The following is a 15,611-nucleotide window of genomic DNA, read 5'->3' as shown; positions in this document are numbered from 1 at the left end:
TTCTGACAGCCAGGAGCTATCCATGAAAGACATTGATCCCACCACCCTGTCCGCCGACGATTGGGACGAGCTGCATTTCCCCCGCCCCGAAGAAAACGACTTTGACCGTGTTGTAGAAAGCGCCATTTCGCGCCGAGGTTTTCTGGGTGGTGTGCTAGCATTTGGATCAGGCGCTGCCGCTATGGGCGCGGGTCTGATGGGGTCGACTGCCGCTCATGCCGTCACCACGTCGCGCTTTGCATTCACGCCGATTGCTGCGCAGACCGATGGCACCGTGCATGTGCCCGAAGGGTATGAGTGGAAAATTCTGATGCGTTGGGGCGATCCACTGTTTTCCGATGCCGACGGCTATGACCTGACGGATGGCGGCCCATTGGACAAATCAGACCGTATCTTCGGTGAAAACACTGATGGGATGGAGACATTTTCGTTTCGGGGTCATGAGCTGATCGCCATCAACCACGAATACCCGAACCGCAAGATCAACATGCCAGCTGCGCAGGAAGGCGTGCCCGCCAACGCGGACGATGTTTTGAAGCTGCAGAACCTTCAGGGTGTGACCGTGATGGAGATCGCCGAAGGCCCCAACGGCTGGTCGGTTGTCAAAGACAGCCCATTCAATCGCCGTATCCACCACAATACGCCGATGAAGATCGTAGGCCCCGCTGCAGGTCACGATCTGCTGAAGACGCAGGCCGACCCAACCGGCACGGCGTCTCTGGGCACCATGAACAACTGTGGCGCAGGTAAAACGCCATGGGGCACATACCTGACCTGCGAAGAGAACTTTAACGGCTACTTCGGATCGTCCGATGAAAACGCCAGCTACGACCAGAAGGTGGCAGACGGCTTCAAGCGTTACGGTGTCAAAGCCGAAAGCTGGAACGGGTATGAGCTTTTCGATCCGCGTTTCGACACGTCAAAAAACCCAAACGAACCGCACCGCGCGGGTTGGATCGTGGAAATCGACCCGACCAAGCCGAACAGCACGCCGGTCAAGCACACCGGCCTGGGCCGCTTCAAACACGAAAACGCCGAGGTGACACTGGCCGCAGATGGCCGTGTGGTTGTCTATATGGGCGATGACGAGCGCGGCGAGTACTTGTACAAGTTCGTCTCGAACGGCACCTATCAGCCAGGTGGCGAAACCGAGAGCTTGCTGAATGACGGAACGCTGTACGTTGCCAAGTTCAACGACGATGCGACCGGTGAATGGCTGCCACTGACGCCGGAAACGACTGGCATGGATGATGCTGAAATCCGGATCTTTACCCGCATGGCAGCGTCTGCCGTAGATGGCACCACTATGGACCGCCCAGAATGGGTGGCGTCGAGCCCGGTTGCGGTCGAGGCCTATTGCTGCCTGACCAACAACAAGAACCGTGGTGTCAAACCGAATGCCGGTGGTGACGACACTTCGGTCAATGCCGCCAACCCACGTGAGGCCAACAAGTACGGTCAAATCGTCCGCTGGCGACCCTCGAATGACGATCACGCCGCAGACACGTTTGACTGGGATCTCTATGTCATGGCGGGCAACCCGACGGTGCATTCCGACGACCGCGCTGGCTCGCCGAATGTGAATGAGGGTAACCTGTTCAACTCGCCCGATGGCATGGTCATCGACTCGACTGGCCTGATCTGGATTCAGACCGACGGTAAGGACAACAATGAGGGTGACTTTGCTGGCAATGGCAATAACCAGATGCTGGTTGGCGACCCGGTGACCGGCGAAATCGTACGGTTCATGACGGGCCCCAATGGTTGCGAGGTCACCGGCTTGGCCTGGTCCAACGACCTGCGCACCATGTTTGTGGGCATTCAGCATCCGGGCAGCAACTGGCCCGATGGCGGTACACCGCGATCATCGGTCATCGCCATCAAGCGCTCCGACAACGGTTTGGTCGGCTAAACGTCGAAAAAGCCCCCACTCTATAGTTGGGGCGTTTTGTCAGATATCCTCACCCGGAGGCGCCAGTGGCCCTCCGGGTGCCAGAAGATGACGCTCCGAAAGCCACGGGTTCAGTTCCAGTGCTTGGTTCAAAGCTTCGCGCGCCTCGTCAATCCTTTGCAATCCCAACAAGGTCAGGGCGCGCCCGCTGATGGCCGCCACATGGTTAGGCGACAGTTCGATCGCCTTGTCCAGATCTGGTAACGCGGCCTGAAAATCCTGCCGCAAATAATGCGCAAAGGCGCGCTGGTTGTACCCTTCGGCATATGACGGGCAATAGGCGACCAGCTTGTTGAAATCCTCGATGGCGCCCAGCAGGTCCCATGCGTTTCGGCGCGTCATGCCTCGGTCCAGAACCGCCTGCGCGCTTTCATCAGGTGCGTCCGTCCAAAACTCCCACAATTGGTTCGACAAGAGACGGGCGGCCTGTTCGTTTTCGGCCTGTTGTATCTGGGCGATTACGCCACTGACATCGGCGCTGTGATCCGGCGCAACAGGGCATTCATCGGCATGCGCTGTTGTGGATGTTATTAACAGGATGGTGGCATAGGTGATCTGTTTCATGACCCAATGGTGACGCGTGCGGGGTTTTCGTCAACCCATCCCGTCAATGGCACCGGACACGCCCGTCTCTTTCACCGCTTCCATCGCGACGAAGGTCGATGTGTTGGCCACATGCGGCAGGGATGAGATTTTCTCGGCCAGCACCGCGCGGTATTCCGACATCGAGCCGGTGCGAATTTTCAACAAATAGTCAAAATTTGACGCAATCATATGGGCTTGCTCGATCTCGGCCACCCTACGCACTGCCGCGTTGAACTCGGCAAGGGCCTTTTCGCGCGTGTCGGTCAAGCGCACCTCGACAAAGGCGACGTGATCCAGACCAAGACGGATCGGGTCCAGCAGGGCACGGTATCCGGTGATGATACCCTCGGCCTCAAGTCTTTTCACACGTGCTTGAGTTGGAGATTTCGACAACCCGATCCGCCGCGCAAGGTCGGCAACCGAAATGCGCCCGTCCTCGGCCAGAATCGCCAGAATCGACCGGTCGAACCGATCCAGATCGGGATTACCTTTTTGCATCGCTGAGCCTCGAAATTTCAGAACATTCGCCTACCATTTTTTGAACTTAAGGCGATTGTCCTGAAAAATCGACTGTATACTCCCCAAAAGCCCGGAGGATACATGACACACAGCCTGCGCACCCATATCGACGGCCAGACCTATGCTGACCAGTCTGCAGTATTGGATCAGTTGGTCGAACAGACCAACCTGCCCCAAGCCGACCGCACGGCGATCTGTGCAGCAGCGGCTCAGTTCGTGCGTGACATCCGGTCCAGTACTTCGCCCGGCATGATGGAGGTGTTTCTGGCCGAATACGGCCTGTCCACCGACGAGGGCATCGCGCTGATGTGTCTGGCCGAGGCGCTGCTGCGCGTCCCTGATGCCGACACCATCGACGCGCTGATCGAGGATAAGATCGCACCGTCGGATTGGGGCAAACATCTGGGGCAGTCATCGTCTTCGCTGGTGAACGCGTCAACCTGGGCGCTGATGCTGACCGGAAAGGTTCTGGACGAGGGCAAAGCGTCGCCCGTCGGCGCCCTGCGTGGGGCCATCAAACGATTGGGCGAACCGGTGATCCGTACGGCCGTTGGCCGCGCGATGAAGGAAATGGGCCGTCAATTCGTACTGGGTGAGACTATCCAGTCCGCCATGGACCGGGCCGCCGGGATGGAGGCAAAGGGTTACACCTATTCCTACGACATGCTGGGCGAGGCGGCGCGCACCGAAGCTGACGCCGCCCGTTATCACCTGTCTTATTCTCGCGCTATCGCGGCCATTGCCGATGCCTGCACCCATGACGATATCCGGGCCAATCCGGGGATATCGGTAAAGCTGTCAGCCCTGCATCCGCGCTATGAGTTGGCGCAGGAACAACGGGTGATGGAAGAGCTTGTCCCTCGCCTGCGCGCCCTGTGTCTGTTGGCCAAAGCCGCCGGTATGGGCCTGAATGTTGACGCCGAAGAAGCCGACCGCCTGTCGCTTTCCCTGCAAGTGATCGAGGCCGTTATGGGTGAGCCCGCATTGGCCGGTTGGGATGGTTTCGGCATTGTCGTGCAAGCCTATGGTCCGCGTGCGGGGCTTGTTCTGGACACGCTCTATGACATGGCAGAACGTCATGACCGCAAACTGATGGTCCGGCTGGTCAAAGGGGCCTATTGGGATACCGAGGTCAAGCGCGCGCAGGTCGAGGGTGTCGACGGTTTCCCGGTTTTCACGCGCAAGGCGGCGACCGATATCTCGTACATCGCCAATGCCCGCAAGCTGTTGGGTATGACCGACCGGATTTACCCGCAATTTGCCACCCATAACGCCCATACGGTCAGCGCAATCCTGCATATGGCCGACGCGCAACCGTTCGAGTTTCAGCGTTTGCATGGCATGGGCGAAACTTTGCATCAGATCGTTCGCGATCAAAGCAACACTCGCTGCCGAATTTACGCTCCGGTCGGAGCACATCGCGATCTTTTGGCCTATCTGGTGCGGCGTTTGCTTGAAAACGGTGCGAACTCATCCTTCGTGAACCAGATCGTCGATGAAAATGTGCCACCCGAGGAGGTCGCCTCGGACCCGTTCGACACCATTGCAGAACCAAAATCACCGCTGCCAACCGGCCCTGAACTGTTTCAACCCGAGCGACCCAATTCTAAAGGGTTCGATCTGCAACACACACCGACGCTCGATCGGATTGACGCCGCCCGCGATGCGTTTCGCGCACATCACTGGTATGCGCAGCCGCTTCTGTCACAAGACGCGCATCCCGACGCTGACGAACCCGTCACCAATCCGGCGCATCCACAGGACCGACCGGGCGCGGTCGCCCCGGCCAGCGCTCAGGATGTCGAACTTGCGTTGGCCACGGCGGCTCCGTGGAATGCTCCGGCTGAACAACGGGCGCAGGTATTGAATACAGCAGCTGATCTGTACGAAGCACATTATGGTGAGCTTTTCGCTCTGCTGGCGCGAGAGGCTGGCAAATCGATTCCCGATGCGGTCGCTGAACTGCGCGAGGCGGTCGATTTCCTTCGTTATTATGCTGCTAACATCCCCGCGGCTGAACCAGCGGGCACGTTTACTTGCATCAGCCCCTGGAACTTTCCGCTGGCAATCTTTACCGGGCAGATTTCGGCGGCTTTGGCCACCGGCAACGCCGTTCTAGCCAAGCCTGCGCCGCAAACACCGTTGGTCGCGCACCGGGCTGTCCAACTGCTGCACGAGGCCGGAGTACCGCGCGACGTTCTGCAACTGCTGCCCGGTGGGCCGTCCGTCGGGGCGGCCTTGACGTCAGACCCGCGCGTGTCTGGGGTCGCCTTTACAGGCTCGACCGCCACCGCATTGAAAATTCGTTCAGCAATGGCAGAGAACCTGAAACCTGGCACGCCTTTGATCGCGGAAACCGGCGGATTGAACGCCATGATTGTGGACAGCACCGCACTTCCTGAACAAGCCGTGCAATCCATCATCGAAAGCGCATTTCAATCTGCGGGTCAGAGATGCTCGGCCCTGCGCTGCCTCTATGTGCAGGAAGATATCGCCGACGACTTGCTGACCATGCTGACCGGCGCGATGGAGGCTTTGCAGGTCGGTGACCCATGGCTTTTGTCGACCGACTGCGGCCCGGTCATTGATCAGGACGCGCTGCAAGGCATTGCGGACCACATCGCGCAAGCGCGCGCAGCAGGCCGGGTGGTGAAGGAACTGAACACGCCCCCCGAAGGGACTTTCATCGCCCCTACCCTGATCGAAATCCCCGGTATCAGCGCACTGCAGCGTGAAGTGTTTGGCCCGGTCCTGCATGTCGTCCGCTTCAAGGCTGCTGAGATTGATCAGGTCATCGCCGACATCAATGCCACGGGTTATGGGCTGACTTTCGGCCTGCACACCCGCATCGATGACCGGGTGCAACACATCACCGAGGCCGTTCACGCGGGCAACATTTATGTCAACCGCAACCAGATTGGTGCGATCGTGGGATCTCAGCCCTTTGGCGGCGAAGGTCTGTCGGGCACTGGACCCAAGGCGGGTGGACCGAACTACATGGCACGCTTCTGTGCTCCGGATCGTCAACACAGCACGGCGAATTGGAACAACACGATGGGCGATCTACCCGATCCGCAAGGCCAGCCTGCTGCCGTACGCACGCAATCCCTGCCCGGTCCGACCGGCGAATCCAACCGACTGAGTGAATTCCCCCGCGCGCCATTGTTGTGCATGGGGCCAGGACCCGAGGCCGCACAAGCGCAGGCCGAAGCAGTCGCAGCCCTGGGTGGCACCGCCATTCTAGCGACCGGCATGGTGGACCTGCACAGGCTAGAGAACATCGCCAATATCTCAGGAGTTCTGTGGTGGGGAGATGACGAAACCGCGCGCGAGATCGAACGCCACCTGGCCCGCCGTGACGGCCCGATCCTGCCGCTGATCCCTGGTCAACCTGACCGGGCGCGGGTTCTGGGCGAGCGTCACGTCTGCGTCGACACCACCGCCGCCGGAGGCAATGCAGCCTTGTTGGGAGGTGCGGCGTAACCGTACCTTGACGCTGGGCCGGGAAAAGCCCAGCGTCCCCCCATGTTTCCGATCCGTGACCACAATCCGTCGGGGCGCACGCCCTATGTCGTTTACCTACTGATGGCAGCCAATATCCTGATTTTCTTCAGCTATGTGGGGATTATGGATAATGCGCCGCTGATCAACAGGCTGTATTTCGACTATGCTATCATCCCAGCGCGGATCACCGATGGATTTGCGTTCGAAACCCTTGTGACGTCGATGTTTCTGCATGGTGGATGGATGCATCTGGCCGGGAACATGCTGTTTCTCTGGATTTTCGGGGACAATCTTGAGGATGAGATGGGCCACCTGCCCTTCCTGCTGTTCTATTTGCTGGCTGGTGTCGGCGCAGGCCTGATCCACGTTGCCACCGCGCCGGATTCGGTGGTGCCGACCATTGGAGCCTCGGGTGCGATTGCCGGGGTGATGGGCGGCTATCTTTTGCTGTTCCCCAAAGCGCGCGTGGACGTTCTGCTGATTCTGATCGTCTATTTTCGGATTTTCACCATCCCGGCTTTCATCATGCTGGGCATCTGGTTGGGCCTTCAATTCATGGGCAGCCTTGCAAGCAACCCAGACGAAGGTGGAGTTGCCTATTGGGCGCACACGGGGGGCTTTTTGGTCGGCCTGGTCCTGTGCCTCCCGCTTTGGCTAAAACGAGGTGGTCCCGCGTTTTGGGGCCGCACCCATGGCCACCCGCCCCACCCCGAACACAAATACAAATTATCCCAATCCCGCATTCCACGGGTCCCGCGAAAATAGGCGCTAGTCCTCAGGCGGCTTCGGTAGTCGACCGCCGCTGAGCTGCGTGATCTCTTCTGCGGCGTCCCGAACCAACGCACCCAGTTCTGTTGCCCGGTCGGCAATGAACCGGACAGACGGCCCAGACACGGAAATCCCGGCACAGGGTTCGCCCCGGTCATTGTAGATGGCGGCGCCGATACAGGACATGCCTTCGTACCGTTCCTCATGATCATGCGACCAGCCGCGGGCATGGGTTTTAGCCAAATCCGCCTCTAACCCTTCGTTCGGCAGCAACGTATGTGAGGTGAAACGAACAGCGTCAGCCGCCAATGCTTTGCTGGCCGCAGACTCGCTCATCGCGGCCAATATCGCTTTGCCAGTGCCGGACGCGTACATCGGCGTCCGCGCACCCGGTGGGAAAAACGCCCGGATCGGGTTCGGCGTTTCAACCTGTCCGACAAAAACCACTTCGGACCCGTCTGGCACGGCCAAATTCGCGGTTTCGCCACTTTCTTGCATCAAACGCCGCAAGATCGGTCGCCCGATTTCAATCACGCTGTTTCGACGCAGGAACGAAGCGCCGGTGCGATACGCTTCAATCCCGATCATCCATTCCTGCCGCTCGTCATCGAAGGCGACAAACCCATGTTTCTGCAACGTCGCCAGAATGCGGTGCGTAGTGGCTGTAGGTACATCCACTTCGCGCGCAAGATCGCTTAGCGCAGCGCGTTCCATTCGTGCCACAGCGGTCAGAACAACCAGCGCCCGATCCAGTGATTGCATGGTCCCGGCCGAGCTTTCCTTGAACAGCGATTTGGGCCTGCCGCGCGGCCTTTTGGGGGTGTCCGTCACTGATTTCTCCTTTCAGCCCGGCAAAGTTTTTTCATCCCGCTTTCTGAAACTCAAAAATGAAAAACGGAAAATCACATTTATTCAATGGATTATTTATTTAATTGCAAAAATGAAAATATTTTTCAAGAAAATTGCACCAAGGAGCGATTTCTACAACACTCTTCTTCAAATCGGAGGATCTAGAAATGTCCAATCAAAACCCGGTATTCATTCCCGGCCCCACCAATATCCCGGATCGGTTGCGCCTAGCGATGCAGGTCCAGACACAGGACCACCGCGCGCCTGATTTTGTCGAAACCTTTGCCCCTGTGCTGGAAGACACCAAAAAGGTGTTTGGAACCAAAGAAGGGAAGATCATCACCTTCCCGGCCAGCGGAACAGGCGGCTGGGAGGCATCGGTGACCAATACTCTCAGCCCCGGCGACAGCGTACTGGTTGCGCGCTATGGCATGTTCAGCCATCGCTGGATCGACCTGTGCCAACGGCACGGCCTGGATGTCCGCATCATCGAATGCCCCTGGGGCAGCGGCGCGCCCGCCGATAAGTTTGCCGAAGCTCTTGCCGCAGACAAAGAGCATAAGATCAAAGCAGTTCTGGTAACGCATAACGAAACGGCGACCGGCGTACGCTCGGATATCGGAGCGGTGCGCAAGGCAATGGATGCCAGCGACCACCCGGCGATGCTGTTTGTGGATTGCGTCAGTTCACTGGCCTCGATGCCGTTCGAGTTTGATGGCTGGGGCGTCGATATCGCGGTGTCGGGTTCGCAAAAGGGCTTCATGCTGGCAACCGGTATGGCGATCCTGTGTGTCAGCCCCAAGGCGCTGGCTGCGATGGAAACGGCCCAACTGCCGCGCACCTTCTTTGATTTCCGCGACATGATGAACGCAAATGCGTCGGGCGGGTTTCCCTATACCCCACCGCTGCAGCTGATCTATGGTATGCGCGAAAGCCTGAAGATGCTGTTCGAGGAAGGGCTGGACAACGTATATGCCCGCCATTTCCGTCTGGCCGAAGGGGTCCGCAAGGCAACTGCCGCCTGGGGGCTGGAGTTGGTGGCGCAATCGCCCGACCTGTATTCCGATACCGTCAGTGCGATTTACGTACCTGAAGGCTTTGACAGCAATGCGCTGACCGATCACGCCTTTAATGCCTATGGCGTAAGCTTTGGCATCGGGTTGGGCGAAATGAACGGCAAAGCCTTCCGTATCGGCCATCTGGGCAGCCTGACGGATGTAATGGTTCTGTCCGGTCTGGCCACGATCGAAATGGCGATGGCTGATCTGGACTATCCGATCACGTTGGGCAGCGGTGTTGCAGCAGCGCAGGAGTACTTCCGCAGCGGCAGCGCCACACCGATGCAATCCGCAGCTTAAGGAGGAGCTTGATGTTGGACGCACTCACCACAGCTGAAAGCCTGACGCTGGCCGACATGCGCGAAGCGCACGAACGGATTCGGCCACATATCAACCGCACCCCAGTGATGCGTTCGGACTATCTGGACGAACTGACCGGCGCACAGCTGTTCTTTAAATGTGAAAACTTCCAAGAAGCCGGGGCCTTCAAAGTGCGCGGGGCCTGCAATGCGGTCTTTGGGCTGGATGACGACGCTGCAAAGCGCGGCGTGGCCACCCACTCTTCGGGCAACCATGCGCTCAGTTTGTCATATGCAGCCGGACGGCGGGGTATTCCCTGTAACGTCGTGATGCCGCGCACGGCACCGCAAGCCAAGAAAGACGCGGTGCACCGTTATGGCGGGATCATCACCGAGTGTGAACCTTCGACCACCTCGCGTGAGGCCGTGTTTGCCGAAGTGCAAGGCCGGACGGGCGGTGAGTTCGTTCACCCCTACAACGACCCGCGCGTAATTGCAGGGCAAGCCACCTGTTCGGCCGAACTGCTTGAGCAAACCGACGGTGTGGACGCTGTAGTCGCACCCATTGGTGGCGGCGGCATGATCTCGGGCACGTGCCTGACCCTGTCGAACGCGGCCCCCGAGGTAAAGATATACGCCGCCGAACCGGAACAAGCCGACGACGCCTATCGCAGCTTCAAGGCCGGGCACATCATCGCGGATGACGCGCCGATCACTGTCGCCGACGGTCTGAAAGTGCCGCTGAAGGAAAACACCTGGCACTTCGTGTCCCGCTTTGTCACCGACATTCAAACCGCCAGTGAAGACGAAATCGTCGAGGCGATGAAGATCACCTGGAAATACCTGCGTGTCGTGATGGAGCCCAGCAGCGCCGTGCCATTGGCCACCATCCTGAAACACCCCGAAGTGTTCAAGGGCAAACGCGTCGGCGTGATCATCACTGGTGGCAACGTGGATTTGGATAAATTGCCCTGGATCAAGGGCTGAGGAGGAAGAAATATGAACAAGCCTGTGAATATTGATCAGCTTGAAGTTGGCTTTGACATTCCTGCCGCGATTGGCACGGACGAGGCCGAAATTCAGACGCCGAGTCTGGTGCTGGATCTGGACGCGCTAGAGCGCAACATTAAAAAGATGGGTGACTATGCCAAGGCCCATGGGATGCGTCACCGGGTGCATGGCAAGATGCATAAATCCGTCGATGTGGCAAAGCTGCAGGTCGAGCTGGGCGGGGCCTGTGGGGTATGTTGCCAGAAAGTCTCTGAGGCCGAGGTCTTTGCCCGCGGCGGTATCAAAGACGTTCTGGTCTCGAACCAAGTGCGCGACCCGGCCAAGATCGACCGCCTTGCGCGCATGCCCAAGCTGGGCGCACGGACGATCTGCTGTGTCGACGACATCGACAATGTCGCCGATCTGTCCGAGGCGGCACAACGCCATGGCACCCAGATCGAATGTCTGGTGGAGATTGACTGCGGCGCAGGTCGCTGCGGCGTGACGACGACGCCCGAGGTAATCGCCATCGCCAAAGCCATCGACGCGGCTCCGGGGCTGAAGTTCTCTGGCATTCAGGCTTACCAGGGCGCGATGCAGCACATGGACCTTTATGAGGACCGCAAGGCCAAGATCGACGTTGCCGTGGCACAGGTCAAAGACGCAGTGGACGGGTTGGCCGCAGAAGGACTGGAGTGTGACATTGTCGGCGGTGGCGGCACCGGGTCTTACTATTTTGAAAGCACTTCGGGCGTATACAACGAACTGCAGTGCGGTTCCTACGCCTTCATGGACGCCGATTATGGTCGTATCCTTGATCAGGACGGCAACCGCATCGACCGTGGAGAATGGGAGAACGCGTTCTTCATCCTCACCAGCGTCATGAGCCACGCCAAGGCCGACAAGGCCATTGTCGATGCAGGCCTCAAGGCGCAGTCGGTGGACAGTGGCTTGCCGGTGATTTTTGGGCGCACCGATGTGGAATACGTCAAGTGTTCGGACGAGCACGGTGTTGTCGCTGATCCCGATGGTGCGCTGAAGGTGAACGACAAACTGCGCTTGGTTCCGGGTCACTGCGATCCCACCGCCAACGTCCATGATTGGTATGTTGGGGTGCGCAACGGCAAGGTCGAAACCCTCTGGCCAGTATCCGCTCGCGGTAAGGCGTATTAAGCCGAACCGCATTGATCCGGGCGGCGGTTCTTCCCTTCCCTGCCGCCCGGACCTGCCCTCAAGCTAAGGAAAAGGTCATGAAAGATATGTCGGAAAAACCCTTGCTGATCGTCGGAGAAGATCTGTGCCAGCAACTGGTTGGCCGCAGCGACGCGTTTGACGCGGTGCAGGACGTGTTCGCCGCAATGGCGCGCGGAGATGCTTACAACTTTCCGGTCATCCGTGAAGCGATTGGCTATGCCGATGCGCTTTATGGATTCAAATCCGGCTTTGACCGGGCCGGTCAGGTGCTGGGTGTCAAATCTGGCGGCTACTGGCCGGGCAATCTGGACAAAGGGTTGACCAACCACCAATCCACTGTCTTCCTGTTCGACCCGGACACCGGGCGTCTGTCTGCACTGGTCGGCGGCAACTACCTGACCGCCGTGCGCACGGCTGCATCGTCTGCCGTTTCCATCGCCCATCTGGCCCGAAAGGATTCCAAGGTTCTGGGCATGGTTGGCGCTGGCCATCAATCCGCCTTCCAACTGCGCGCCGCAGCCGAGCAACGCGACTTTGAAAAAGTCGTTGCCTGGAACCCCCACCCCGAGATGCTTCCGCGTCTGGGTGAGGTCGCGAAAGAAATCGGCCTCGACTTCGAAGCTGTTAGTCAAGAAGAGCTGGGCGCACAGGCGGATGTCATCATCACTATCACGTCGGCGTTTGAACCTTTGCTGATGAAAGACTGGATCAAACCGGGCACCCATCTGGCCTGCATGGGCACCGATACGGTGGGCAAGCAAGAAGTCGACGCCGCGCTGGTTGCCAGTGCAACGGTTTACACCGACGAAGTTGCCCAATCGGTCACCCTTGGCGAAGCTCAGCATGCCATCGCAAACGGCTCGTTGACCGAAGATCAGATCACCCCAATCGGTGCCGTCATCAATGGCGACCATTCGGGGCGGGCAAGCGCGGATGAAATCACCTTGTTCGACGGAACCGGTGTTGGGCTACAGGACCTGGCGGTTGCATCTGTTGCTGCACGGCTGGCGGAGGAAGCCGGGCTGGCGCAGCGCGCAACCCTCTGAATCCAGTCTCTTTGAATCGACAAAGCGCGCCTGTAACAGGGCGCGCTTTTTTTAATGGATATGCAGTAAGCTTAGCCCCGGATCACCTTGGCGAACTGGTCAAAGATCGGCTCATTGGCGCAGATCACCTCGCCATCCTCAAGCACGTTGCCTTCGGGGTTCAGGGCTTGCACAAAGCCACCGGCCTCTTTCACGATGATGATCCCAGCGGCCACGTCCCAGGCGTTCAGGCGACGCTCCCAGAACCCTTCATAGCGGCCTGCGGCCACATAGGCCATGTCCAGCGCCGCAGCGCCCCAGCGGCGCACACCAGCGCAGGCAGGCATCAGCCGGGCCAGATCCTGCAACGTGGCAGGCAGGTCCGAGCGGCCCCCGAATGGCAAGCCGGTCGAAAAGATGGACTCGATCATGCGATGACGGCCCGAGACACGGATGCGGGTATCGTTCATCCATGCGCCTTCACCTTTTTCGGCAAAGAACATCTCATCCTTGGCGGCGTCATAGATCACTCCGGCCACGATCTTGCCCTTGTGTTCCAGCGCAATCGACACCGCCCAGTGCGGCAGGCCGTGCAGGAAGTTGGTTGTGCCGTCCAACGGGTCTACGATCCAACGGCGGGTTGGGTCCTCACCATCAATTGCGCCGCCCTCTTCGGCCAACCAGCCATAGGTTGGACGCGCACCCAGCAGTTCTTCTTTCAGGATTGCCTCGGCGGCAATATCGGCCTTGGAGACAAAGTCGCCCGCGCCTTTCATCGACACCTGAAGGTTCTCGACTTCACGAAAATCCTTGACCAAAGAACGCCCCGCCTTGCGCGCGGCTTTGATCATGATGTTGAGGTTTGCACTGCCAACCATTGTCCAAAGGCTCCTGTCCGGTCAAACCGCGCGTATACTGGTGCAACGCGCCCTTGCCAAGAGGAATGATGCGCATAGCAGACCCGCGTTTATTACCTATTGCTCTTGCAGCTTGCGCGCCTCGGTTCCCGCCAGCTCGATCAGTTCCTGCACATAGGGTTTTTCCAGGTCTTCCGAGCGCACAGCCGCGTACAATGTGCGGGTAATTCCGTTTTCCGTCAGCGGGCGGGTGACATAGTCCGAGTTGTATTTTACCTCGCGCACGACCCAGTCAGGCAACGCAGCAACGCCCCGGTTCGAGGCCACAAGCAACAGGATCACTGCCGTCAATTCCACCTGCCGGATTGCGGCCGGTTCAACGCGTGCCGGGATCAGCAATTGGCTGAACACATCCAGACGTGTGCGTTCGACCGGGTATGTAATCAGGGTTTGCCCTCGGAAATCCTCGGCCTCGATGAACTCTTTCTGCGCCAAGGGGTGCGAGGACGACGCGACAAAGACCGCGTCATAGTCAAACAGTTCAATGAACTCTATACCCGGCAGCTCCTCAGGGTCGGACGACACCACCAGATCGACCTCTTCCTTCTGCAGGGCAGGCAAAGCGTCAAAGGCCAGACCCGGGCGGATATCGACATCTACATCGCCCCAGGATTTGCGGAAAGACTCCAGCACCGGGAACAGCCATTCGAAACAGGCGTGACATTCGATGGCGATATGCATCCGCCCCGTGCGCCCGTCCCGCAGAGAGGAAAATTCCTGTTGCGTCGCCTCAAGTTGCGGCAGAATTTGCTCTGCCAGCCGTAACAGACGCAAGCCAGCCGCCGACAGTTTCATCGGCTTGGACCGGCGCAGGAACAATTCGACCCCCGCCTGATCCTCCAACCCCTTGATCTGATGGCTCAGCGCGGATTGCGTGATGTTCAGCTGATCCGCCGCACGGGCCAGGCCGCCGCATTCATGGATGGCCTTAATCGTACGCAGGTGTCGGAATTCGATGTGCATTGTAGTGTGGCTCATGTTGTTCTTGAGTAATATGAGTTTGTCTCACAATGCACAAACTGGCACAAGGGCCACAGATAGGACCAGTGAGGCAGCCATGACGAAACCAGAAATTTCATTCGAGTTTTTCCCGCCGCAAACGCTCGAGGCCTCATTCCGCCTGTGGGATACGGTTCAGACGCTGGCCCCGCTTGAGCCGCGCTTTGTCTCGGTCACCTATGGGGCGGGCGGTACAACCCGCGAACTGACCCGCGATGCCGTGGCCACCCTGCACAAATCATCCGGCCTTCCTGTGGCCGCGCACTTGACCTGCGTTGATGCTTCTCGCCAGGAAACTCTGGAAATCGCCGACGCCTTTGCGCGTGCCGGTGTTCAGGACATTGTCGCCCTGCGGGGTGATCCGCCGAAAGGTCAGGATCGGTTCGTGCCGCATCCCGATGGGTTCGCAAACTCGGTCGAGTTGATCGAAGCCCTGGCTGAAACCGAAATGTTCAGCATCCGCGTCGGCGCCTATCCCGACAAGCACCCCGAGGCACAGGACTTTTCCGCCGATATCGATTGGCTCAAGGCCAAGCTGGATGCCGGTGCGGACGAAGCCCTGACGCAGTTCTTCTTTGAGGCCGAGACCTTTTTCCGCTTCCGCGATGCCTGCGAAAAAGCCGGGATCGACAAGCCCATCGTGCCCGGCATTCTGCCCATCGAGAACTGGAAAGGTGCCCGCAATTTTGCCCGCCGCTGTGGTGCGCATATCCCTGACTGGGTCGAAAACGCCTTTGAAAAGGCGATTCGCGATGATCGAGAGGATCTGCTGGCCACAGCACTATGCACCGAACTGTGTTCGGACCTGATCGACGAAGGCGTGGACAAGCTGCATTTCTATACCCTGAATCGGCCTGAACTGACGCGCGACGTGTGTTTTGCACTGGGTATTACTCCAAAGGCCGAATTGCAAAACGTCGCCTGATTTGATCCCTGTTAGTTACTTTGCCCGG

Annotated in this window: 13 protein-coding genes; 8 read left to right on the top strand and 5 right to left on the bottom strand. The window is 58.8% G+C overall.

Annotation, left to right across the window (positions count from 1 at the left end):
- Positions 1–22: 22 nt before the first annotated feature.
- Complete coding sequence (locus ACR0B8_RS00755) at positions 23–1,912, top strand: PhoX family protein (protein ID WP_226688750.1); 1,890 nt, start codon at positions 23–25, stop codon at positions 1,910–1,912.
- 39 nt (positions 1,913–1,951) lie between these two features.
- Here ACR0B8_RS00755 and ACR0B8_RS00750 read toward each other — a convergent pair whose 3' ends face one another.
- Together ACR0B8_RS00750 and ACR0B8_RS00745 are read right to left on the bottom strand one after the other, a co-directional pair.
- Positions 1,952–2,515: a tetratricopeptide repeat protein gene (locus ACR0B8_RS00750; RefSeq protein ID WP_170347910.1), complete on the bottom strand. Its 564-nt coding sequence runs from the start codon at positions 2,513–2,515 to the stop codon at positions 1,952–1,954.
- Positions 2,516–2,545: 30 nt separating this feature from the next.
- The gene (locus tag ACR0B8_RS00745) at positions 2,546–3,034 is read right to left on the bottom strand and encodes an Lrp/AsnC family transcriptional regulator (protein ID WP_170347909.1); all 489 of its coding nucleotides are present in this window, start codon (positions 3,032–3,034) and stop codon (positions 2,546–2,548) included.
- A 102-nt stretch (positions 3,035–3,136) separates the two neighbouring features.
- Here ACR0B8_RS00745 and putA point away from each other — a divergent pair, with 102 nt between their 5' ends.
- Both putA and ACR0B8_RS00735 read left to right on the top strand, forming a co-directional pair.
- Entirely contained in the window at positions 3,137–6,538 is a 3,402-nt protein-coding gene (putA, locus tag ACR0B8_RS00740; protein ID WP_170360461.1) for a bifunctional proline dehydrogenase/L-glutamate gamma-semialdehyde dehydrogenase PutA, read from the top strand.
- A 42-nt stretch (positions 6,539–6,580) separates the two neighbouring features.
- The gene (locus ACR0B8_RS00735) at positions 6,581–7,324 is read left to right on the top strand and encodes a rhomboid family intramembrane serine protease (RefSeq protein WP_170395499.1); all 744 of its coding nucleotides are present in this window, start codon (positions 6,581–6,583) and stop codon (positions 7,322–7,324) included.
- A gap of 3 nt (positions 7,325–7,327) precedes the next feature.
- Here ACR0B8_RS00735 and ACR0B8_RS00730 read toward each other — a convergent pair whose 3' ends face one another.
- Positions 7,328–8,158, bottom strand: a complete 831-nt coding sequence (locus tag ACR0B8_RS00730; RefSeq protein WP_170409018.1) for an IclR family transcriptional regulator — start codon at positions 8,156–8,158, stop codon at positions 7,328–7,330.
- A gap of 185 nt (positions 8,159–8,343) precedes the next feature.
- Between ACR0B8_RS00730 and bhcA the strand changes: the two genes are divergently transcribed.
- The 4 genes from bhcA (at position 8,344) to bhcD (ending at position 12,763) form a co-directional block, all read left to right on the top strand.
- Positions 8,344–9,534 carry an L-aspartate--glyoxylate aminotransferase BhcA gene (bhcA, locus tag ACR0B8_RS00725; protein WP_170360466.1) on the top strand — a complete coding sequence of 397 codons (1,191 nt, stop codon included), beginning with the start codon at positions 8,344–8,346 and terminating at the stop codon, positions 9,532–9,534.
- 11 nt (positions 9,535–9,545) lie between these two features.
- Positions 9,546–10,520 (top strand): beta-hydroxyaspartate dehydratase BhcB, encoded by a 975-nt coding sequence (bhcB, locus tag ACR0B8_RS00720; protein ID WP_170424820.1) that lies wholly within the window; start codon positions 9,546–9,548, stop codon positions 10,518–10,520.
- A gap of 12 nt (positions 10,521–10,532) precedes the next feature.
- Positions 10,533–11,696, top strand: coding sequence for a 3-hydroxy-D-aspartate aldolase BhcC (bhcC, locus tag ACR0B8_RS00715; RefSeq protein ID WP_170374326.1), 1,164 nt, complete (start codon positions 10,533–10,535; stop codon positions 11,694–11,696).
- A gap of 77 nt (positions 11,697–11,773) precedes the next feature.
- Positions 11,774–12,763 carry an iminosuccinate reductase BhcD gene (gene bhcD / locus ACR0B8_RS00710; protein ID WP_226688753.1) on the top strand — a complete coding sequence of 330 codons (990 nt, stop codon included), beginning with the start codon at positions 11,774–11,776 and terminating at the stop codon, positions 12,761–12,763.
- 71 nt (positions 12,764–12,834) lie between these two features.
- Here the strand turns inward: bhcD and ACR0B8_RS00705 are convergent, their stop codons facing one another.
- Together ACR0B8_RS00705 and ACR0B8_RS00700 are read right to left on the bottom strand one after the other, a co-directional pair.
- Complete coding sequence (locus ACR0B8_RS00705) at positions 12,835–13,620, bottom strand: inositol monophosphatase family protein (RefSeq protein ID WP_170347901.1); 786 nt, start codon at positions 13,618–13,620, stop codon at positions 12,835–12,837.
- Positions 13,621–13,716: 96 nt separating this feature from the next.
- Positions 13,717–14,622, bottom strand: coding sequence for a LysR family transcriptional regulator (locus ACR0B8_RS00700; RefSeq protein WP_170349338.1), 906 nt, complete (start codon positions 14,620–14,622; stop codon positions 13,717–13,719).
- Positions 14,623–14,716: 94 nt separating this feature from the next.
- Between ACR0B8_RS00700 and metF the strand changes: the two genes are divergently transcribed.
- A complete protein-coding gene (gene metF, locus ACR0B8_RS00695) occupies positions 14,717–15,583 on the top strand; it encodes a methylenetetrahydrofolate reductase [NAD(P)H] (protein ID WP_170360473.1) in 867 nt (288 codons plus the stop codon).
- Positions 15,584–15,611 lie beyond the last annotated feature (28 nt).

It is taken from the genome of Ruegeria sp. BH6, from assembly GCF_056538105.1.
Note: the sequence above shows the minus strand (reverse complement) of the source record. Positions and strands in the feature narration are given on the sequence as shown.

Bases quoted from the DNA above. Each gene is read 5' to 3' on its own strand.
- ACR0B8_RS00755 (WP_226688750.1), top strand. From the start codon at position 23: ATGAAAGACATTGATCCCACCACCCTGTCCGCCGACGATTGGGACGAG.
- ACR0B8_RS00750 (WP_170347910.1), bottom strand. From the start codon at position 2,515: ATGAAACAGATCACCTATGCCACCATCCTGTTAATAACATCCACAACA.
- ACR0B8_RS00745 (WP_170347909.1), bottom strand. From the start codon at position 3,034: ATGCAAAAAGGTAATCCCGATCTGGATCGGTTCGACCGGTCGATTCTG.
- putA (WP_170360461.1), top strand. From the start codon at position 3,137: ATGACACACAGCCTGCGCACCCATATCGACGGCCAGACCTATGCTGAC.
- ACR0B8_RS00735 (WP_170395499.1), top strand. From the start codon at position 6,581: ATGTTTCCGATCCGTGACCACAATCCGTCGGGGCGCACGCCCTATGTC.
- bhcA (WP_170360466.1), top strand. From the start codon at position 8,344: ATGTCCAATCAAAACCCGGTATTCATTCCCGGCCCCACCAATATCCCG.
- bhcB (WP_170424820.1), top strand. From the start codon at position 9,546: ATGTTGGACGCACTCACCACAGCTGAAAGCCTGACGCTGGCCGACATG.
- bhcC (WP_170374326.1), top strand. From the start codon at position 10,533: ATGAACAAGCCTGTGAATATTGATCAGCTTGAAGTTGGCTTTGACATT.
- bhcD (WP_226688753.1), top strand. From the start codon at position 11,774: ATGAAAGATATGTCGGAAAAACCCTTGCTGATCGTCGGAGAAGATCTG.
- ACR0B8_RS00705 (WP_170347901.1), bottom strand. From the start codon at position 13,620: ATGGTTGGCAGTGCAAACCTCAACATCATGATCAAAGCCGCGCGCAAG.
- ACR0B8_RS00700 (WP_170349338.1), bottom strand. From the start codon at position 14,622: ATGCACATCGAATTCCGACACCTGCGTACGATTAAGGCCATCCATGAA.
- metF (WP_170360473.1), top strand. From the start codon at position 14,717: ATGACGAAACCAGAAATTTCATTCGAGTTTTTCCCGCCGCAAACGCTC.